This window comes from Nocardiopsis chromatogenes YIM 90109 (genome assembly GCF_000341185.1).
GTDB classification, from domain to species: Bacteria; Actinomycetota; Actinomycetes; order Streptosporangiales; family Streptosporangiaceae; genus Nocardiopsis_A; species Nocardiopsis_A chromatogenes.
Genome location: NZ_ANBH01000048.1, coordinates 1 through 19,644 on the forward strand (window position 1 = coordinate 1; position 19,644 = coordinate 19,644).

15 protein-coding genes are annotated in these 19,644 nt (G+C 74.0%); 7 read left to right on the forward strand and 8 right to left on the reverse strand.

The features are described from left to right. On the forward strand, window positions 1-980 hold a 980-nt coding region (locus D476_RS0104330; RefSeq protein WP_017622748.1), incomplete at its 5' end, for an NHL repeat-containing protein. Between the two features lie 378 nt (window positions 981-1,358). Here D476_RS0104330 and D476_RS0104335 read toward each other — a convergent pair. Beyond that, the gene (locus D476_RS0104335) at window positions 1,359-2,342 is read right to left on the reverse strand and encodes an NAD(P)-dependent alcohol dehydrogenase (protein WP_017622749.1); all 984 of its coding nucleotides are present in this window, start codon (window positions 2,340-2,342) and stop codon (window positions 1,359-1,361) included. Between the two features lie 88 nt (window positions 2,343-2,430). On the opposite strand from D476_RS0104335, the gene D476_RS0104340 reads away from it, so the two are divergent. Beyond that, complete coding sequence (locus tag D476_RS0104340) at window positions 2,431-3,081, forward strand: TetR/AcrR family transcriptional regulator (RefSeq protein ID WP_017622750.1); 651 nt, start codon at window positions 2,431-2,433, stop codon at window positions 3,079-3,081. A gap of 8 nt (window positions 3,082-3,089) precedes the next feature. On the opposite strand, the gene D476_RS0104345 is transcribed toward D476_RS0104340, so the two are convergent. The 3 genes from D476_RS0104345 to D476_RS0104355 form a co-directional block, all read right to left on the reverse strand. Further along, complete coding sequence (locus tag D476_RS0104345; RefSeq protein WP_017622751.1) at window positions 3,090-4,085, reverse strand: glycerophosphodiester phosphodiesterase family protein; 996 nt, start codon at window positions 4,083-4,085, stop codon at window positions 3,090-3,092. Window positions 4,086-4,179: 94 nt separating this feature from the next. Continuing rightward, window positions 4,180-5,310 carry a phosphoserine transaminase gene (gene serC, locus D476_RS0104350; protein ID WP_026123232.1) on the reverse strand — a complete coding sequence of 377 codons (1,131 nt, stop codon included), beginning with the start codon at window positions 5,308-5,310 and terminating at the stop codon, window positions 4,180-4,182. A 460-nt stretch (window positions 5,311-5,770) separates the two neighbouring features. Continuing rightward, complete coding sequence (locus tag D476_RS0104355; protein WP_017622753.1) at window positions 5,771-6,886, reverse strand: citrate synthase 2; 1,116 nt, start codon at window positions 6,884-6,886, stop codon at window positions 5,771-5,773. Window positions 6,887-6,934: 48 nt separating this feature from the next. On the opposite strand from D476_RS0104355, the gene pdxH reads away from it, so the two are divergent. From pdxH to D476_RS0104370, 3 genes are all read left to right on the forward strand, one after another. After that, window positions 6,935-7,597, forward strand: coding sequence for a pyridoxamine 5'-phosphate oxidase (pdxH, locus tag D476_RS0104360; protein ID WP_026123233.1), 663 nt, complete (start codon window positions 6,935-6,937; stop codon window positions 7,595-7,597). Between the two features lie 177 nt (window positions 7,598-7,774). Beyond that, window positions 7,775-8,482 (forward strand): metal-dependent transcriptional regulator, encoded by a 708-nt coding sequence (locus D476_RS0104365; protein WP_017622755.1) that lies wholly within the window; start codon window positions 7,775-7,777, stop codon window positions 8,480-8,482. Window positions 8,483-8,642: 160 nt separating this feature from the next. After that, the gene (locus D476_RS0104370) at window positions 8,643-10,907 is read left to right on the forward strand and encodes an ATP-binding SpoIIE family protein phosphatase (RefSeq protein ID WP_017622756.1); all 2,265 of its coding nucleotides are present in this window, start codon (window positions 8,643-8,645) and stop codon (window positions 10,905-10,907) included. Between the two features lie 204 nt (window positions 10,908-11,111). Here the strand turns inward: D476_RS0104370 and D476_RS38180 are convergent, their stop codons facing one another. Both D476_RS38180 and D476_RS0104380 read right to left on the reverse strand, forming a co-directional pair. Continuing rightward, window positions 11,112-11,279 (reverse strand): hypothetical protein, encoded by a 168-nt coding sequence (locus tag D476_RS38180; protein ID WP_017622757.1) that lies wholly within the window; start codon window positions 11,277-11,279, stop codon window positions 11,112-11,114. Window positions 11,280-11,321: 42 nt separating this feature from the next. After that, entirely contained in the window at window positions 11,322-12,464 is a 1,143-nt protein-coding gene (locus D476_RS0104380; RefSeq protein ID WP_017622758.1) for an acyl-CoA dehydrogenase family protein, read from the reverse strand. A 218-nt stretch (window positions 12,465-12,682) separates the two neighbouring features. Between D476_RS0104380 and D476_RS0104385 the strand changes: the two genes are divergently transcribed. After that, window positions 12,683-14,737 carry an MFS transporter gene (locus D476_RS0104385; RefSeq protein WP_017622759.1) on the forward strand — a complete coding sequence of 685 codons (2,055 nt, stop codon included), beginning with the start codon at window positions 12,683-12,685 and terminating at the stop codon, window positions 14,735-14,737. A gap of 121 nt (window positions 14,738-14,858) precedes the next feature. Next, on the forward strand, window positions 14,859-16,001 hold the full coding sequence (locus D476_RS0104390) for an acetyl-CoA C-acetyltransferase (RefSeq protein WP_017622760.1): 1,143 nt from the start codon (window positions 14,859-14,861) through the stop codon (window positions 15,999-16,001). On the opposite strand, the gene D476_RS0104395 is transcribed toward D476_RS0104390, so the two are convergent. Both D476_RS0104395 and D476_RS0104405 read right to left on the reverse strand, forming a co-directional pair. After that, the gene (locus D476_RS0104395; protein WP_017622761.1) at window positions 15,985-17,199 is read right to left on the reverse strand and encodes a winged helix-turn-helix domain-containing protein; all 1,215 of its coding nucleotides are present in this window, start codon (window positions 17,197-17,199) and stop codon (window positions 15,985-15,987) included. The genes D476_RS0104390 and D476_RS0104395 overlap by 17 nt on opposite strands. 476 nt (window positions 17,200-17,675) lie before the next feature. After that, window positions 17,676-19,625, reverse strand: coding sequence for an acyl-CoA dehydrogenase family protein (locus D476_RS0104405; protein ID WP_017622762.1), 1,950 nt, complete (start codon window positions 19,623-19,625; stop codon window positions 17,676-17,678). Between the last annotated feature and the right edge of the window lie 19 nt (window positions 19,626-19,644).

Genomic DNA, 19,644 nt, shown 5'->3' on the forward strand with positions numbered 1-19,644 from the left:
TCGGGGCGACCCCCGAGCCCGACGCCTCGTCCTCGGTGCCCGAGGGGACGGGGGAGGTCTTCACCGTCAACGACCCCCGCATCTCCGAGTCCAGCGGCATGGCCGCCTCGATCCGCCACGAGGGCGTGGTGTGGACGCACAACGACAGCGGCGACCACGCCCCCCAGGTCTTCGCCGTCGACGGGGACGGGGACACGGCGGCCACCCTGACCCTGGGCGGAGCGGGAGTGGAGCTGCGCGACTGGGAGGCCGTGGCGGTCGCCGAGAGCGGTGACGGCGGGCCCGCCGTGTACGTGGGGGACATCGGCGACAACTTCCAGGGCGGGTGGCCGGACATCCGGGTCTACCGGTTCGGCGAACCCGACAGCCTCACCGACGCGGCGGTCACGCCCGAGGTGTTCACCTTCACCTACGCCGATGGAGGCCGGGACGCCGAGGCGATGATGGTCGACCCGCGCGACGGCCGCCTATACGTGGTCAGCAAGGAGATCGCCGGGGGACTGTACGCCGCCCCCGAGGTCCTCGACCCGGACGGCCCCAACACCCTGGAGCGCGTGGACTCGGCGCCGCTGTACGCCACCGACGCGGCCTTCTCGCCGGACGGGTCCCACTACGCCATCCGCACGTACTGGGGCGTGACGTTCTACGACGCCGCGGACGGCGTGCCGGGCAAGAGCGTGGGGCGGATCGGCCTGCCGGAGTCCGAGCAGGGCGAGTCGCTGACTTACACCCCCGGCGGGACGTCGGTGCTGGTCGGCACCGAAGGCGTGGAGAGCCCGGTGTGGGAGGTCCCGATCCCGGACCACATGCGAGGCGAGGACGGTGGCGAGGACGAGCACTCCCCGTCGGAGGACGCATCGTCGGCCCCGGACGTGGCGACCGAAACGACGGGCCCGGGTGCCTTGACGTTCATCCTCACGGGCGCGGGCGTGGCTGCGGCGGTCATCGCCGGAATCGTCCTGCTGGTCCGAAAGGCGTAGGTCCGCGCGGACCAAGGCGGACCAAGAGCGGCCGGGCATGTCACGGGCCGCGTGACCAGGACGTAGTTCCGAGGTGGGGGCGTAGCGCTGTCGGGTGGCGGGCGTGTGCGTGGTCGCCGCCCACCACGGCGACTCCCCGCACGCCGGACGGCCGACGACGCCGCGCCGAGGGCCGCCGACCGTTCCTCGTCGTCGCCCTTGCGGCCTCGCGCTCCGTCGGCCTGCCGCCCGGTCGGGGTCCTGAAGCGGGGTACCTGCTCAGCCGCCCGCCCGGACCGCGAGTGACCGGACGGGCGGCAAGCGGGATCCGGGAATCACCCTCTTCCACCGTCCCCGCCCCCTCATCGGCGCTTCTCCGACCTGCCTCCCGCTCGGTGGTCAGGAAGCGGCGACATTCACGACCGTCTTTCCCCGGCGGCGGCCCCTCGCCTGGGTGGTCAGTGCCTCGGCGGTCCGAGCCAGTGGGTACTCGGCCTCGATGACCGGTGCCACCTTCTCCTCGTCCATCAGGCGGGCGAGCTCCGCGAGGTCGTCTGCGCTCTGCTTCGCGGCGAACACGCGCATCCGCGGGCTGGGCCCCAGTGACGACAGGCCCACCCGGCCGAGGTAGGGCAGAGGCCCCAGCACGGCGCCGCCCGGCCGCCCGGTGGCCGCCACGTACACGCCTCCGGAGCGCAGCGCGCGCCGGAAGGTGCGCAGCGGACGGTCACCGGCCAGGTCGAACACCACGTCATAGCCGTGCCCGAGGTCCTCCCCAGCACGGTCCAGGGCCTCGTCGGCGCCGATCGACAGGACCAGGTCGCGAGCGTGCGCGCCGCAGGCCGCGGTCACGTGCGCCCCGTAGGCCTTGGCGATCTGCATCGCGAACGTGCCCACGCCGCCGGACGCCCCGTTGACCAGGACCCGGAGGCCGGGCCGGTCCGGGCGCACCCCGCCGGCGTCCCGGACGCCCTGCAGCGCCGCCACACCCGCCACGGGGACGGCGGCCGCCTCCGTGAAGGCGACGGACTCCGGCTTGTGGGCCAGGAGGTCCTGACCGGCGACCGCGTACTCGGCATAGGCGCCGCTCGGAAGCTCCCCGAACACCTCGTCTCCGGGGCGGAACCGGGTGACGCCGGGCCCGACCTCCTCGACGGTCCCGGCGACGTCCTTGCCGGGAACCCGGTGCCGGGGACGGGACAGGCCGAATACGGCGCGCAGCACGTACGGGCGCCCGGCGGAGACCATCCGGTCCGCGGGGTTCACCGACGAGGCGGCCACGCGCACCAGCACCTCGCCGCCGCGCGGCTGGGGGCGGCCGTGTTCGCGGAGCCGCAGCACCGCCGTCGGCTCTCCGTACCCGTCCTGGACGATCGCCCGCATGTCCGCTCCCGCTATTTACGCCGTAAATATTTACGCCGTACGTTAAGCTGCGGCCGACCGGACGTCAAGGGGATGGGGAGAGCCGCACATGGCCGAGAGAGGACGCCGCACCACGCTCAACCGCCCGCGCGTGGTGGAGGCCGCCGTCGGTCTCGCGGACGCCGAGGGGGTGGAGGCGCTGACGATGCGCCGCCTGGGGCGGGAGCTCGGCGTGGAGGCGATGGCGCTGTACAACCACGTCGGCGGCAAGGACGACCTGCTGGACGCCATGGTCGAGAGCACCGCTGAGGAGATCGTGCTGCCCGAGGACGGCACCCCCTGGCGGGCCTACGCGCGCGGGCGGGCCCTGAGCGCGCACGCCGTCATGCTGCGCCATCCGTGGCTGCCCGCGCTGTGGACCTCGCGCCTGGCCGTGGGGCCCGCCCGGATGCGCTACATGGACGGCGCCCTGCGCAGCCTTCGGGAGGCCGGCTTCCCGCCCGGCCTGCTCGACCGCGCCTACCACGCCGTGGAGAACCACATCGTCGGCCACGCGCTGCAGGCGGTCGGGTTCCCGCTGGACCAGGAGGGGATGCGCGAGGCGGGCGAACCCCTGCTGCGCTCACCGGCCCTGGAACCGTTCCCGGACCTGCTGGCCCACATCCGCCACCACCTCGCCGCCCCGCCCGGGGACGACGCCTTCGCGTTCGGGCTCGACCTGCTCCTCGACGGCGTCGACCGGCTGCGCGCGGCCTCCTGAGCGTGCGCTCAGCCCTGTTCGGCGTGGATCTCGCGGGCCAGGAGGGCGTGCCGGGAGAAGTCGGTGAACACCCCGTCCACCCCGGCGGTGAAGAACGCCGCGTACTCGGCGGCGAAGGACCCGTACTCGCCCTCCCCGCCCTCCGAGCGCAGGTCGGTCGGCAGGAAGCGGTTCTCGCTGCGGAAGGTGTAGGGGTGCACCAGCAGCCCGGCCTCGTGCGCGGCCTCCACCAGGCCGGTGGGCGCGCCCAGCGACCCGTCCTCCTCGCGGGCCACCACCATGCCCTTGTCCGGGCCGATGGCGTGCGCGAACGACGCGACCTCGGCCAGCCCCTCCGCACCGGTGAAGCGGTGCCACGGCTCGGCGTCCTCCATCAGGAAGACCAGCGGCACCCCCACGTCGGCGAGCTTCTTCAGGCTGCCGCTCTCGAAGGACTGCAGGAAGACGGGGACCTCCGGCTCGGGCCCGGCCAGCCCGTGCTCCCGCAGCGCCGCCGCCAGCGGCTCCTCCAGCCCCAGCCCCGCCGCCTCGTGGTAGGCCGGGCTCTTGGTCTCCGGGTAGATCCCGACCGGGCGCCCCAGCTCCGCCGTCATCTCCTTGGCGAGCCCGATGATCTCCTCAAGCGTGGGGATCGTGAACTCCCCGTCATAGGAGGCGTTGTCCGGCCGCACGTCCGGGATGCGCTCGACGGCGCGCAGCGTCCGCAGTTCCGCCAGGGTGAAGTCCTGGGCGAACCAGCCGGTGTGCTCGACGCCGTCGACGGTGCGGGTGGTGCGCCGGTCGGCGAACTCGGGCCGGTCGGCCACGTCGGTGGTGCCGCCGATCTCCGGCTCGTGCCGCGCCACCAGGGCCCCGTCGGCGGTGGCCACCAGGTCGGTCTCGATGAAGTCGCCGCCGTGCCGCGCCCCCAGCCGGTAAGAGGCCAGGGTGTGCTCGGGCCGGTGGCCCGGCGCGCCGCGGTGGGAGACGATGACGGTCTCGGGCTGCCGCTTGTTCCTGCGCACTGGGCGATCCACTCCCGGCCTGGGGCTCGTCGGAAAGAGAAGAGGGGGCCGGCCCAGGGCGGGCCGACCCCCATGTGTACCGGGTCCGGGGGAGCTAGGCCAACTCGCCGACGACGTGGTCGATGCAGGCGGTCAGCGCCTGCACGTCGGACGGCTCCACCGCCGGGAACATGCCGATGCGCAGCTGGTTGCGGCCCAGCTTGCGGTAGGGCTCGGTGTCCACGATGCCGTTGGCCCGCAGCGCGGCGGCCACCTTGGCGGCGTCCACCGACTCGTCGAAGTCGATGGTGCCCACCACCTGGGAGCGCTGTGCCGGGTCGGCGACGAACGGCGTGGTGGAGGAGTTCTTCTCCGCCCAGGTGTAGAGGGTCTGGGAGGACTCGGCGGTGCGGGAGACCGCCCAGTCCAGGCCGCCCTGGGCGTTGAGCCACTCGATCTGCTCGGCGAGGAGGAGCAGCGTGCCCACCGCGGGGGTGTTGTAGGTCTGGTCCTTGCGGGAGTTGTCGATCGCCGTGGTGAGCGAGAGGAACGTGGGGATGTAGCGCCCCGAGTCGGCGATCGCGGCGGCGCGCTCCAGCGCCTTGGGCGACATGATCGCGACCCACAGCCCGCCGTCGGCGGCGAAGCACTTCTGCGGGGCGAAGTAGTAGACGTCCGTCTCGGCGATGTCGACCGGCAGGCCCCCGGCGCCGCTGGTGGCGTCCACCAGCACCAGGGAGTCGGTGTCGGCGCCCGCGGGGCGCCGGATCGGGGCGGCGACGCCGGTGGAGGTCTCGTTGTGGGTGAGCGCGTAGGCGTCCACGCCCTCCTCGGCCCGCGGCTCGCCGTGCGTGCCGGGGTCGGCGGAGACCACGGTCGGCTCGCCGAGCCAGGGCGCGCCCTTGGCGACCTTGGCGAACTTGGAGGAGAACTCGCCGAAGTCGAGGTGCTGGGAGCGCTCGCGGATCAGGCCGTGGGCGGCGATGTCCCAGAACGCGGTCGTGCCGCCGTTGCCGAGCACCACCTCGTACCCCTCGGGCAGGGAGAACAGCGACGCGAGCCCGCTCCGCACCCGCCCGACGAGGGACTTGACCGGCTTCTGCCGGTGCGAGGTGCCGAAGTAGGCGGATCCGGAATCGGCGAGGGCCTTCAGTTGCTCGGGGCGGACCTTCGACGGGCCGCACCCGAATCGTCCGTCTGTGGGCAGCAGGTTCGCAGGAATCTGAATGTCGCTCACCCGGGTCATGGTAGTGGCCGCGCCCATTGCGCCGCAGGTGAGGGGTGCCCGTAGTGGCCCGATACCGTGCCGCGGGCCGAAAATCCGCGCCCTGACCACCGGATGTGAATCGGTGTTAATCCGTGGTTCCCGCGACCCCTCCGGCGGAATGGCGGAGGAATGTCGGAATCGGCGGCGGGGAAGGGGCGGCGCCCCGGTGCGGCGCCCCGGTGCGGCGCCCCGGTCCGGCGTCCCGGAGCCGCGTCCCGGAGCGGCGCCGTGCGCGGCCGCTACCGCGCCGGGCGGGAGGGCAGGATTTTCAGATCGGGCCCTCCCGTGCGACGCCCGGGCCCGGCCCCGCGGCGTTCCCGTCGTTCCCACCGGTCGGCGGTGTGCCGACCGGCTCCCCGGTCGGGGCCTTGCGGTGACCATGCTTCCGCCGCCGCCGACGGATCCGACCCGCGAACGCACCCGGCCCGGTCACCACGCCTCAGACCCCCTGGGCGAGCGCCTCCTGGGCCCCGGCGACCTCCTCCAGGGGCCGCTCGGCCGGGCCCGCGTACTCGGCGCTCGGCCGCACCAGCCGACCGGTCAGCCGCTGCTCCAGCACGTGCGCCGACCACCCGGCCAGCCGCGCGGCCGTGAACATCGGCGTGAACAGCTCCGCCGGGATCCGCGCGAAGTCGAGCACCACCGCCGCCCAGTACTCCACGTTGGTCGCCAGCACCCGGTCCGGCTTGCGCTCGGCCAGCTCGGCCAGGGCCGCCTCCTCCACCGCGGCCGCCGCCTCGTACCGGGGCGCGCCCAACTCGCGGGCGGTGCGCCGGAGCACCCGGGCGCGCGGGTCCTCGGCCCGGTACACCCGGTGCCCGAACCCCATCAGCCGCTCCCCGCGGTCCAGGACCCCGCGCACATGGGCCCGCGCGTCCCCGGACCGTTCGGCCCCGTCCAGCAGGTGCAGCACCCGGGCCGGGGCCCCGCCGTGCAGCGGGCCGGACATCGCCCCCACCGCACCGGACATCGCCGCGGCCGCGTCCGCCCCGGTGGAGGCGATCACCCGGGCGGTGAAGGTGGAGGCGTTCATGCCGTGCTCGGCCGCCGAGGTCCAGTAGGCGTCCACCGCCCGCACGTGGTCGGGGTCGGGGTCGCCGCGCAGCGCGATCATGAACCGCTCCACCGCCGTGGCGCCCTCGGCCGCCCGCGCCTCGGGCACCTCCGTGCCGCCGCCGGCGGCCGCGCGCGCCGCGCGGGCGATCACCGCCAGCGCGGCGGAGGCCACGTGCGCCACGTCCTCGCGCGCCTGTTCGGGTTCGGTGTCCAGCAGCGGGGACAGCCCCATCTGCGGGGCGAACGCGGCCAGCGCGGCCTGCACGTCCACCCGCACGTCCCCGGTGCGCACGGGGGACGGCGGCGCCTCGGCCGCCGGCAGCCCCGGGTCCAGGGCGTCGTCGACGAGCAGTCCCCACACGCGGCCGTAGGTCACCTTCCCCACCAGGTGCTCGATGTCGACCCCGCGGTAGCGGAGGGCGCCGCCGTCCTTGTCCGGCTCGGCGATCTGGGTGCGGAAGGCCGTGACTCCTTCGAGCCCGGGTCTGAACTCGGTCATGGCGCCGTCCTTTGCGCTCGGCGGGCGAACCGTGGAGGATGCACGATTGTGAGCAATTGTGACCCGGCTGAGCTGCGCGAACCCTATTCCGGTGCACCTTTGGGCCGCTCTGAGCTGCCCGATGACCCGATGGAGCTGTTCGACCTGTGGTTCTCCCAGGCCGCGAAGGCGGGGCTGGCCGAGCCCAACGCGATGGTGCTGAGCACCGTCGACCCCGGCGGCGCGCCGCGCTCGCGCACCGTGCTCCTGAAGGGCTTCGACGCGGCCGGGCTGCGCTTCTTCACCAACCGCCGCTCCCGCAAGGCCCGCGCGCTGGAGCGGGAGCCGCGCGCCGCGGTGCTCTTCCCCTGGCACCCGATCCGGCGCCAGGTCTCCTTCATCGGGCGCGCCGAACCGCTCGGGGACGCCGAGAACGACGCCTATTTCCGGTCGCGTCCCCGGGGCTCCCGGATCGGTGCGTGGGCGAGCGCGCATCAGTCCTCCCCTGTCACCGACCGTTCCCTGCTGCAGGAGCGGTATGCCCACTGGGAGGCGTTCTGGGAGGATGAGGAGGAGGTGCCGCGGCCCGAGTACTGGGGCGGCTACCGGATCGTCCCCTACGAGGCCGAGTTCTGGCAGGGGGGATCGGACCGCATGCACGACCGCTTCCGGTATCTGCGCACCGGAGTGGGCGGCGGCGGGCACTGGAGCATCGACCGCCTGTCGCCGTGAGCGCGCGCCGCCGCACACGGGGTCCCCGCGGCCGGAACGCGCCCCTTTCCGGACGCTATGATGGAGGCCATCGGCAGGCTGTTCGACTCCGCTCGGAGCGGGGAATCCGTTGCCGCCGACCGGTGTTGAGAGTTCTGCGGCGGCCGGCTCTCAACGGCCGACGAGGGGAGGAGAGCGTTGACCGCACACGGGCTCATCGACACCACGGAGATGTACCTGCGTACCATCTTCGAGCTTGAGGAGGAGGGCATCGTCCCGCTCCGCGCGCGCATCGCGGAGCGCCTGCACCAGAGCGGCCCCACCGTGAGCCAGACGGTGGCCCGGATGGAGCGCGACGGCCTCCTGCGGGTGGAGAACGACCGGCACCTCGTGATGACCTCCGAGGGGCGGCGCCTCGCCATGCACGTCATGCGCAAGCACCGGCTCGCCGAGCGCCTCCTCGTCGACGTGATCGGCCTGGCCTGGGAGGACGTGCACGTGGAGGCGTGCCGCTGGGAGCACGTCATCTCCGAGGCGGTCGAGGAGCGCCTGGTCGGGCTGCTCAACGCCCCCTCCGTGTGCCCGCACGGCAACCCCATCCCCGGCCTGGACGAGCTGGGCCTGGCCGACTACTCGCCCGAGCCGTTCTCCGACGACTCCATCGCCCCCATGACCGAGATCGCCAACGGCGCCGAGACCACGGTCACGGTCCGCCGGATCAGCGAGCACCTGCAGACCGACACCGAGGTCATGCGGCAACTGAAGGACGCCGGGGTGCGCCCGGGCGGCGAGGTCCGCCTGACCGCCACCGAGGACGGGGTGCGGGTGCTGCCGCGCTCCGGCGACGGCACGGCGGGGGAGCTCTCACGGGAGGTCGCCGGCCACGTCTTCGTCGCCAAGCACTGACCGTGCCCGGGCGCGGCGGCCGGAGCGCCCCTGTCCCCGAAATGTCGCGTTGCTCTGCGGATTTGCGCCCTGTGGGGCTATGCTCGGGCGAAAGCGGGGGCGATCCGGAGAACGCGCGGGTCGGCACGGTGCGGATCCTTGACGGCAAGGTGGCGGCTGAATGAAGCGGTGGGGGGAAGCCTTTTACGACGACAGCGCGATCACCGGGGAGACGGTCGTCGAGCAGGCGCAGATCGCCGTCATCGTGGCCGACCGCTTCAGCCACCTGCGCTACTGGAACGCCTACGCCCGCCGCCTGTTCGGCTTCACCGGGCGCGCCGACCCGATCGGCGCGTCCCTGCTCGACATCGGCGTGCACGAGTCCGACCGCGAGCGCGCCTCCCAGCTCGCCCGCCAGGTGCTGCGCGGCCAGACCTGGGAGGGCACCTTCGCCGTGGTGCGCGCCGACGCCGCCTGGATGCACGTGCGCGCCCAGGCGGTGCCGATGTGCGGCGAGGACGGCGCCGTCGAGGGCATGGCCATCTTCGCCTACGAGGCGATGCGCAGCGGCCGCGTGGAGGAGCAGTACGGGCTGCTGGAGCGCATCGGCGCCCGGCTGGCCGGGTCGCTGCAGTTCGACGGCGCGCTGAAGGCCGTCGCCGAGACCCTCGTCCCCCAGTTCGCCGACCACTGCTTCATCGACCTCTACGACCACGACCGGTTGGTGCGCCGCGTGTCGGTGCACGCCGAGGGGTGGTCGCCGCCCCCCGGCACCTGGCCCGACGTCGGCCAGGAGGTGCGCTACCCCGAGCGGCACTTCGCCGCCCGCGCCATGCGCCGCCTGGAGACCGTGTCCACGGGCGACCTGCGGCACCCGCCCGGCATGGTGGACGAGCGCTCCGCCCGCGTCGCCGACCAGGTGGGGCTGGCCTCCGCGGTGGCCGCGCCGCTGCGCGCCCGCGGCGAGCTGCTGGGGGTGCTCACCCTGGCGCTGTCCCGGCTCACCCCCCGGGACAAGACCGCCTACGACGGCTTCGACTGCGACCTGGCGGGGGCGGTGGCCTCCCGGGTGGCGCTGGCCATCGACAACGCCCGCCTCTTCGAGGAGGAGCGCAGCACCGCGCTGGCCTTCCAGAACAGCCTGCTGCCCACCTCGTTCCCGCCCTTCGACGGGCTGTCCATCGCCCACCGGTACGTGCCCGCCAAGCCGCTGGAGGCGCACGGGCACGGCATCCAGACCCAGGTCGGCGGCGACTTCTACGACGTCGTGCCGCTGTCGGCCGGGCGCGTGGGCATCGTCGTGGGCGACGTGGAGGGCCGCGGGCCGCACGCCGCCGCGGTGATGGGCCAGCTGCGCGCGGCGCTGCGCGCGTTCGCCCAGGCCGACCGCGAGCCCGCCGACATCCTGCGCGAGCTGGACGAGTGGGTGCGGCGGCTGGGCCGCCCGGACGGCACGGGCGGCCTGTGGGTGCCCAGCGTGAGCTGCCTGTACATGGTCTACGACGCCTGGTCCCGGCAGCTGTCCTACGCCAACGCCGGGCACCAGCCGCCGCTGCTCATCGCCGACGGCGAGGTGTGCGAGCTGGCCCTGGAGGTCACCGACTCGCTCCTGGGCGGCAAGGCCCGGGGCGTCCCCTACGACGAGGCCGTCTACCACCAGGCCGACGTGACCCTGCCGCCCGGTGCGGCGCTGCTGCTCTACACCGACGGGCTGGTGGACCGCCGCCCCGTGGGCGGGGAGGCCGACCCCCGGCGCGCCCTGGAGCGGCTGCGCGAGCGGGTGGACCGGGTCGCCGAGCGGGACGTGGAGCGGATCGCCGACGCCGCCCTGTCCTCGGTGCCCGGGGAGACCGACGACGACACCGCGCTGCTGGTGGTGCGCACCCACCCCGAGGAGCTGGCGCTGCGGGAGGAGCGGTACGCCGCCGAGGCGGCCACCGTGGCCCAGGCGCGGCACCTGGCCGCCTCCACCTTCGCCGAGTGGGGGATGGACCCGGGCCAGGCCGAGCTGGCCTGCCTGCTGGTCTCCGAGATCGTCACCAACGTGGTCATCCATGCCACCCCGCACCCGGTGCGCAGGGAGTTCACCCCCGAGGGGGTGCGGGACTCGGCGGCCGAGGCGGCGGGGCCGGGCGCCGGCGCCGGTGTCGACGGCGTCGCCGAGGACTTCTCCGAGGACTGGTCGGACCTGCTGGAGGAGCTGGCCGAGGAGGAGCCCGATGAGCCGGACAGCACCTTCTGGCTGCGGCTGCGGCGCGGTGCCGAGTCGGTGTGGGTGGAGGTCTTCGACAACGACCTGCGCCTGCCGCGGATCCGCAGCGCGGGCGCCGACGACGAGGGCGGGCGCGGGCTCTACCTGGTGGACCAGCTCGCCGCGCGGTGGGGATCGCGGCCCACGCCCACCGGCAAGGCCGTCTGGTTCGAGATCCCGATGAAGGCCGAATAGGCCCCGCCCCCACCGGCGGCGGCCGGGGGTCTAGGGCGTGTTGATTGGATCATGACCTACTGCGCGGCGCCCGGGCACGCCCTTCGCTGTGTTCTCATCAGTCGACAGCCTGCTGACCGGCTCTCTCCCCCCGGCCTTGCGATGGACATGACGCCGCCGGTGCCTTCTACGGCCGCGACCCACGCACCACTCCCCGGTCCGGCGTCAGCGCCAGGACCAGGCCCACAGCAGCAGCACCAGGAAGATGAAGAAGACCACGATCCCCCCGGTGGTCCAGGGGATGTGCATCCGGGGGCGCAGCTTGCGCACCCCGATCACGAGGAGGACGACCAAGAGGCCGAGGACGATCAGGCCGTCCCATGCACCGGTCATGCCGCCGACCCTTTCATGGTGGGGGGTGTGCCGCCCCCGGTGTCACAGACCCAGCGACCGGCCCACGATCTCCTTCATGATCTCCGTCGTGCCGCCGAAGATCGATTGGATGCGGGCGTCCTGCCAGGCCTTCGCCACGGGGTATTCCATCATGTACCCGTACCCGCCGTGCAGCTGCAGGCACCGGTCCATCACCTTGTTGGCCAGTTCCGAGCACCACCACTTGGCCTTGGCGGCGTCCTCCACGGTCAGCTCGTTCCGGTTGAGCAGGGTGATCGCCCGGTCCACGTAGGTGCGGGCCAGGTCCACCTCGGTGGCCAGTTCGGCCAGCAGGAACCGGGTGTTCTGGAACCGGGAGATGGGCCGCCCGAAGACGGTGCGCTCCTTGCAGTACGCGATGGTGGCGGCGAGCATCTGCTCGGCCCCGGCGGTGGAGGCTACCGCGATGGACAGCCGCTCCTGGGGGAGGCGCTCCATCAGGTGGACGAAGCCCTGGCCCTCCTCGCCGAGCAGGTTGGCGGCGGGCACCCGCACGTCGGAGAAGGACAGCTCGGCGGTGTCCTGGGCCTTGAGCCCGATCTTGTCCAGGTTGCGGCCGCGCTCGAAGCCGGGCATGCCCCGCTCGACCGCCAGCAGCGAGATGCCGTGCGCCCCGGCGTCGGGGTCGGTGCGGGCCACCACCACGACCAGGTCGGCGTTGATGCCGTTGGTGATGAAGGTCTTCTGGCCGTTGAGCACGTAGTCGCCGCCGTCGCGGACCGCGGTGGTGCGGATGCCCTGCAGGTCGCTGCCGGCGCCCGGCTCGGTCATGGCGATGGCGGTGATCAGCTCGCCGCTGCTGAACCCGGGCAGCCAGCGGCGCTTCTGCTCCTCGGTGGTCAGCTCCACCATGTAGGGGGCCATCACATCGTTCTGCAGGGTGAACCCGAGCCCGCTGGCGTGGGCGCGGCAGATCTCCTCGGAGACGACCGCGTTGAACCGGTAGTCCTTCACCCCGCTGCCGCCGTACTCCTCGGGCACGCCCAGCCCGAGCAGGCCCACCTTCCCGGCGGCGGTCCACACCTCGCGCGGCACGATGCCGTCGCGCTCCCACTGGCCGTGGTGCGGGACGACCTCGCGGGCCAGGAACGCGGCGACCGACTCGCGGAAGAGGTCGTGCTCCTCCTCGAAGATCTCCCTCTGCATGCGCGTGCTCCTCCTCGGGGGCGGGGCCGGGTGGGCCCGGGTCATGCCCACGGTAACCGAATCGCGTTCGGTTTTACAGCGCGGGGCCCGGTCCGGGCGGCTGGGCCCCCGGCCGCCCCGTCCATCGGCTCCGGCCCGGGGCCCAAAGCACCGTAAAGTCCGCACCGGCGCCGGAGCGGCGGCGTGCGGGGCCGCCGGGGGCGGTCCACCCTCGGGGCATGGGCAGGCACGAGGCACCGTCGCGCACCCGCGGCCGCCGGGGCGAGGGCGCACCCCGGCTCGCGGTGATCCTGACCGCCCTGCTGCTGGCGGTGATGCTGGCCGCCCTCGACCAGACCATCGTGGCCACCGCCCTGCCGCGGATCGCCTCGGACCTGGGCGGGCTGAGCCACATCTCCTGGATGGTCACCGCCTACCTGCTGGCGGTCACCGCCACCACCCCGCTGTGGGGCAAGCTCGGCGACCTGCTCGGCCGCAAGTGGGTGCTGATCACCTGCCTGGGCGTGTTCCTGCTCGGCTCGGCGCTGTGCGGCACCGCCCAGAGCTTCGTGGCGCTGGTGCTGTTCCGCGCGGTGCAGGGCATCGGCGGGGGCGGCCTGATGGTGCTGGCCCAGTCGGTCATCGGCGACGTGGTCCCGCCGCGCCGCCGCGGCCGCTACATGGGCCTGTTCGGTGCGGTGTTCGGGGTGGCCAGCGTCGCCGGGCCGCTGATCGGCGGGTTCATCGTGGACCACCTGTCCTGGCGCTGGGTGTTCTACGTCAACCTGCCGCTGGCGGCGGTGGCGCTGGTCGCGCTGGTGGCGGCGCTGCCCCGGGGCGGCGGGCGGGCCGCCGTCCGGATCGACTACGCGGGCATCGTGCTGATCGCCCTGACCGCCGTGTGCCTGGTGCTGGTCACCTCCTGGGGCGGCAACGAGTACGGCTGGGCCTCCCCGCAGATCCTGCTGCTGCTCCTGGCGGCGGCGGTGTGCGGCACCGGCTGGTGGCTCAGCGCCCGCCGCGCCGCCGACCCGGTGCTGCCGCTCGGGCTGTTCTCCAGCCCGGTGGTGGTCATCGGCGGCCTGGTCAGCTTCGCCGTCGGCTTCGCGATGATGGGCGCGATGACCTACCTGCCGCTGTTCCTGCAGATCGTGCACGGCTACACGCCCACCGAGTCGGGCCTGCACCTGCTGCCGATGGTGGCGGGCATGCTCATCTGCTCGATCGGCAGCGGGCAGCTGGTCACCCGCACCGGCCACTACAAGCTCTACCCGGTGGCCGGAACGGCGCTGGTGGCGGTGGCGCTGTACCTGCTGTCCACGCTCCGGCCGGAGACCGCCTACCCGGTGATGAGCCTCTACCTGTTCCTCATGGGGTGCGGCCTCGGGCTGACCATGCAGGTGGTGGTGCTGGCGGTGCAGAACGCCGCCGCCCAGCGGGACCTGGGCGCGGCCACCTCGGCGGCGACCTTCTTCCGGTCCATCGGCGGCGCCTTCGGCGCCTCGGCCTTCGGTGCGGTGTTCGCCGCCCAGTTGAGCGGCAATATCGCCGACCGGCTGCGCGGGGTGCCGGTCCCGCCCGGCTTCGACCCCTCGGCGCTGGAGTCCAGCCCCGACGCGCTCGCGCGGGCGCCCGAGGCGGTCCGCACCGCGGTGCTGGCCGCCTACTCGGACTCGGTGGACACGGTGTTCCTGTACGCGGTGCCGGTGGCGGCGGCCGCCTTCGTGCTGTCCCTGTTCCTGCGGCAGGTGCCGCTGCGCACCACCATCGAGGCGCCCGCCCTGGACGAGGCGGTGGCGCCGGTGCGTGCGGACGGGCCCGACCGGGGCGTCCTGGGCGCGGCCGAGCGGGCGGTGTACCGCGCCTGCGGGGTGCGGGGCGCCCGCGACATGTACGCCAGGCTGGCCGACGCGGCCGACCTCGACCTGTCGCCCGGCGCCTGCTGGGTGCTCACCCACCTGGCGGAGACCGGGCCGCTGGCCCCCGGCGAGCTGGAGGAGCTGTCCCGGGGGGAGGTGTCCCCGGCGGCGGGGATCCGCGGCGAGCTGGAGTCGGCCGGGCTGATGGAGCGGGCGGGGGAGGGGGAGGCCTGGCGCCTCACCGCGCAGGGCCGGGACGCCGCCCGCCGCCTGTTCGACGCGCAGGAGGAGGCGCTGCGCCGCCTGGTGCGCGGGTTCGGGCCCGACGCCGACCCGGAGCTGGCGGCCGAACTGCACCGGCTGGCCCGCAGCACGCTCGGCGACGAGGAGGACGCGGGGCTGGCGGGCGAGGAGCCGCCCCGCAGACCGCTCTGACGTGCGCCTCCCCTCCGCCGGACCCCCGTGGCGGTACCCCGGTGCTGGGCGCCGCGGGCCAAACCGAATATGATTCGGTAAGACTCGTTGGAACGTCCCGCGCCACCCCCTGGAGGACCGCATGGCCGAGGCATACATCGTCGGGGCCGTCCGCACCCCCGTCGGCACCAAGAAGGGCGCGCTCGCCGGGGTCCATCCCGCCGACCTCGGCGCCCACGTGCTCAAGGAGCTGATGGTGCGCACCGGCGCCGATCCGGCCGCCGTGGAGGACGTGGTCATGGGCTGCGTGAGCCAGGTCGGCCCGCAGTCGCTCGACCTGGCCCGCACCGCCTGGCTGTCGGCCGGGCTGCCCGAGACCGTCGCCGGGGTGACCATCGACCGCCAGTGCGGCTCCTCCCAGCAGGCGATCCACTTCGCCGCCCAGGGGGTCATGTCCGGCACGCAGGACCTGGTGGTCGCCTCCGGTGTGGAGAACATGGGCATGGTGCCCATGGGCTCCAGCGTCAAGTACGCCCTCGACGAGGGGCTGCCGCTGTTCGGCGACGGGTGGACCGGGCGCTACGGCACCCAGGAGATCTCCCAGTTCCGCGGCGCCCAGCTGATGTGCGAGAAGTGGGGCTTCAAGCGCGCCGAGCTGGAGGAGTTCGCGCTGCAGAGCCACCAGAGGGCGGCGGCCGCGCTGGAGGCCGGGCGCTTCGACGCCGAGACCGCGCCGCTGGCCGGGGTCGAGCGCGACGAGGGCGTGCGCCCCGACACCAGCCTGGAGAAGATGGCCGGGCTGGACCCGCTGCGCGAGGGGTGGGAGCTGACCGCCGCCGTGGCCAGCCAGATCTCCGTCGGCGCCGGGGCGGTGCTGATCGCCTCCGAGGACGCCGTGGAGCGGCACGGGCTGACCCCGCTGGCGCGCATCGTGCAGCTGTCCCTGATCGGCGACGACCCGGTGTACATGCTCACCGCGCCCATCCCCGCCACCCGCCTCGCGCTGGAGAAGGCGGGCCTGGCCATGGGCGACATCGACGTCACCGAGATCAACGAGGCCTTCGCGCCGGTGCCGCTGGCCTGGGCCCACGAGCTGGGCGCCGACATGGCCACGGTCAACCCCAACGGCGGCGCGATCGCCCTGGGGCACCCGCTGGGCGCCACCGGGACGGTGCTGATGACCAAGCTCGTGCACGAGCTGCGCCGCACCGGCGGCCGCTACGGCCTGCAGACCATGTGCGAGGGCGGCGGCCAGGCCAACGTGACGATCATCGAGCGTGTGTGACGCCGCCCTCCAGGCCGAGCCAGGAGGCCATCGACTCCAGCTCGGCCTGGAGGGCCGCCGACGTGTCCGCGGGCGCGTCCGGCTCCAGCGTGGTGCGGCGCGCCAGCAGCCGCCCCGAGGCCCGGTCGGCCTTCAGGTCGACCCGGGCCACCAGGCGGTCGCCCAGCAGGAACGGCAGCACGTAGTACCCGTGCACGCGCTTGGGTGCGGGCACGTAGATCTCCAGCCGGTAGCGGAAGCCGAACAGCGCCTCGGTGCGGTTGCGCTCCCACACCAGTGAGTCGAACGGGCTGAGCAGCGCGCGGGCGTCCACCCGCCGCGGCACCCGGGCGTCCCGGTGCAGGTAGGCGGGGGCGTCCCAGCCCTCCACCCGCACGGGCACCAGCTCGCCGGAGTCGACCAGGTCGGCCACGGCGGCGCGGCCCGGAGCGGACTTCAGCCGGAAGTAGTCGCGCAGGCAGGGCTCGGTTGCCACGCCATGGGCGCGCGCGGCGATGCGCACCAGCTCGCGGCGGGCCTCGTCCGGGTCGGGGTCGGGCGCCTGGTGCACCTCGGGCGGCAGGACCCGCGACACCAGGTCGTAGCGGCGCTCGAACTGGGGGGTGCGTCCGTCGGCGGTGACCTCGCCGCACCAGAACAGGTACTCCAGGGCGCGCTTGACCAGCGACCAGTTCCAGCCCCAGTGCTCCTTGGGGCGCGGCGCGTCGTGCTCCAGGGCCGCCTCGATCTCCCGGGAGGTGGCCGGGCCGTGCCGCTCGACCTCCTCGCGGACCGCCTTGACGAGGTCGCCGTGGTCGACCGCGACCTCCTGCATGAAGCCCCAGGACTCGTCCCGGGCGCGCGCCATCCGCCAGCGCAGCAGCCGGTGCGTCCGAGGCGGGACCAGGCTGGCCTCGTGTGCCCAGTACTCCACCAGGCGGCGGCCCCCGCGCCGGGTGGCGGCACGGTCGGGCAGCTCCCGGTCGTAGGGGCCCAGCCGGGAGAAGAACGGCAGGTAGTGGCTGCGGGAGAGCACGTTCACGCTGTCGATCTGCACGACGCCCACCCGGTCCACGACCCGCTGCACGTGCCGCATGGTGGCCGCCCCGGAGGGGCGCCGGTCGGTGAACCCCTGAGCGGCGAGCGCGATGCGCCGGGCCTGCGCCTTGGACAGGACGGAATCGCGCCGCGGGTGGGGAGCGGGGGGCGTCTCGTACATGAGTACTAACGTACTGGTGGTGGGCGGCACCACGCCACCCGCACGGCACGATCCGGGGCGGTGGCCCGGCCCTGCCCGCCGGGGGCGGGTTCTCCGCGGTCCGGAAACGCGGCTTGACCCGGTCCCCCGCTCACGGCCCCGGCCGTCCGGCGGGCCGGTGGGGCGCGGGGTGGAGGGCGTCGGCGAGGCGGGCCCGCGCCCTTTGCGGCAGCGTCGTCGGCCGCCCGGCGTGTGCGTGGTCGCCGGAGGGCGACAGCGAGAGCGGGGCGGTTCCCGGCCGTGCCTGCCGGGCGGCGGGCCGGTGCCCCCTGAGGGGGCCGAATCAGGGGGCATTCCGGGGATATCGGGCGCGGAGCCGTCCGTTCGGGCATCCAGGGTGGTGGAAGGGGCACTTCAGGGGCGGATCGTGTGGTGGAGACTCCACCCTCGCCGCCCTCTGGAGGCCGCCGCCGCGGACGGGCCGCCGCCCGGCCTGCTCAGCCCATCTTGCGGTGCTGGTCTTCGGCCTCGGACGGGCCCGGGGTGGACGGGGCGATCGCCGGGCCGGGCACCGACGGGTCCAGGACACCCTCCTCCAGCCAGGTGTAGCGGTCGTCCATCACCCGCCGTGCCAGCTTGCCGTCGGTGTCGTCGGAGTTGTCCCACAGTTCGGCGAAGAGCCGCTCGACCCGCCGCCGGGACTGGCGGCAGAAGGCGTCGGCCAGCTCCATCCCGGCCGTGCCCCGCCCGTCGCCGCCCTCCCGGTCGGCATCGTGCTCGTGGCGGGCGCGCACCACCGCCGCGCTCATCGCGAACAGCTCGGCGCCGATGTCCACGATCCGCGCCAGGAACGCCTGCCGGGTCTCCATGCCGCCCTGCCAGCGGGACATGCCGTAGAAGGTCGAGCGCGCCATCCGCCGGGCCGCCCGCTCCACGAAGCGCAGGTGGCCCGCCAGCGGGCCGAAGTCGGCGTAGGACCCCGGGCGCTGGCCCTGGCCCACCACCAGCGTCGGCAGCCAGGAGGCGTAGAACCCGCTCGCCTTGGCGAAGGCGCGCGCCTTGGCCTGCGGGTCGGCGGAGGGGTCCACCAGGTCCCCGGCGACCGACAGGTGGGCGTCCACGGCCTCCCGGGCGATCAGCAGGTGCATGATCTCGGTGGAGCCCTCGAAGATGCGGTTGATGCGCAGGTCCCGCAGCAGCTGTTCGGCGGGCACGCCGCGCTCGCCGCGCGCCGCCAGGGAGTCGGCCGTCTCGTACCCGCGCCCGCCGCGCACCTGCACCAGCTCGTCGGCGATCTCCCAGGCCCGCTCGGACGCCCACAGCTTGGCGATCGCCGCCTCGATGCGGATGTCCTTGCGCCGGTCGTCGGCCATCTGGCCGGACATCTCCAGCATGGCCTCCATCGCGTAGGTGGTGGCGGTGATGAACGCGATCTTCTTGGCGACCTCCTCGTGGCGGCCCACCGGGCGGCCCCACTGCACCCGCTCGCGCGCCCACTCGCGGGCGATGCGCGTGCACCACTTCCCGGCGCCCACGCACATCGCCGGAAGCGACAGGCGCCCGGTGTTCAGCGTGGACAGGGCGATCTTGAGGCCCTGGCCCTCCTTGCCCACGAGGTTGCGCGCGGGCACGCGCACCCGGTGGAAGCGGGTGACGCCGTTCTCAAGGCCGCGCAGCCCCATGAAGCGGTTGCGCCGCTCGACGGTGATCCCCGGGGAGTCGCCCTCGACGATGAACGCGCTGATCCCGCCGCGGTGCCCCGCGCCCTCGGGCACCCGGGCCATCACCACCAGCAGGTCGGCGACCACCCCGTTGGTGGTCCACAGCTTCACCCCGTCGAGCAGGTAGGCCTCCCCGTCCTCGGTGGGTACGGCGGTGGCCTGCAGGCGCGCCGGGTCGCTGCCCACGTCGGGCTCGGTGAGCAGGAAGGCGCTGATGTCGGAGGCGGCGCAGCGCGGCAGGAAGGCCTGCTTCTGCTCCTCGGTGCCGAACATCGCCACGGGCTGGGGCACCCCGATGGACTGGTGGGCCGAGAGCAGTGCGCCGATCGCCGGGCTGACCGACCCCACCAGGGTGAGCGCACGGTTGTAGTGGACCTGGCCCAGGCCGAGCCCGCCGTAGGCGCGGGGGATCTTCATGCCGAGCGCGCCCAGCTCCTTCAGGCCGCGCACCACCTCGTCGGGGATGCGCTCCTCGTGCTCGATGCGCTGGGCGTCGATGGTGGCGCAGAAGTCGCGCAGCCGCGCGAGGAACCGCTCGCCCTCCTCCTCGGCCGCGGCGTCCGGCCGGGGGTAGGGGTGGATCAGGTCGAGCCGGAACCGGCCCAGGTACAGCTCCTTGCCGAAGCTGGGCAGGCTCCACTCGGTCTCCCGTGCGGCCTCTGCGACCGCCCGTGCCTGCCGTTCGTCAGCACCGGCCGCCGCGGGGCGGCCGTTGACCGTCGTCATTTCGGGGATCACCTCACCG